This is a genomic window from Dellaglioa sp. CoH-57-MRSF-18 (assembly GCF_056781995.1).
This window is the reverse complement of sequence record NZ_JBXAXX010000029.1, coordinates 1-735: the sequence shown is the minus strand read 5'-3', so window position 1 is coordinate 735 and position 735 is coordinate 1. Positions and strand designations below refer to the sequence as shown.

Genomic DNA, 735 nt, shown 5'->3' with positions numbered 1-735 from the left:
GCGTTTCGCGGTTTCTGCGGCGCACTGTCAATCACGACCATGGAGAAATCATGACTTTTCCCACCGTATGCCAGCTGGACGATATCGTGAAGCATATCGAGAACAACGAGCAAATTCGCGTTCTCGATCAGCCGAACGGGCGCAAAGTCGTGTGCTACATCTTCATGGATAGCAAGACGTTCCCGACGCCTGAATCACGCGAATGCCGTGGTATCGCGTTTGACGCAAACGGCCGTATCGTAAGCCGACCGCTTCACAAGTTTTTCAACATGGGTGAAAAAGCTGAACTCATGCCCGAAAAGCTGCTGGAGCGCGCGGCGCGTGGTGAGCTTGCCGGCATCTACGATAAGATCGATGGGTCGATGGTGAGCACCTCGTATTCGCACGACGACGGCTTTGCGTGGCGCTCGAAGAAGTCGTACGTGTCAGATACGGTTCGAGCGTTCGAGCGCGAGGTTCCCAAAAACATCGCAGATTTTGCGCGTGTGGTTGCGGCCTCGGACCATACGGCCACCTTCGAATTCGTGGACCCTGAAAGTCAGGTGGTGGTTCGTTACGATCGGCCGTCCATCACGCTGCTGCACGTTCGGGACAACAGGACCGGCGAATATGTGATGATGAATCCGTTTCACCACGTGTGGAACATGATTCATGAGCGACGTATACCGGTAGCTCCGAACCGCATCCACGAAATGACGCTGGAGCAGGCGCTAGCTTCGCTCGAAAGCATGGAGG

General features: G+C 55.4%; 1 protein-coding gene. It reads left to right on the top strand.

The window, feature by feature from the left end; all coding sequences use genetic code 11:
- Positions 1–50 precede the first annotated feature (50 nt).
- Positions 51–735, top strand: a 685-nt coding sequence (locus AC1RPG_RS07860; RefSeq protein WP_481762447.1) for an RNA ligase, incomplete at its 3' end; no start/stop codon positions are given.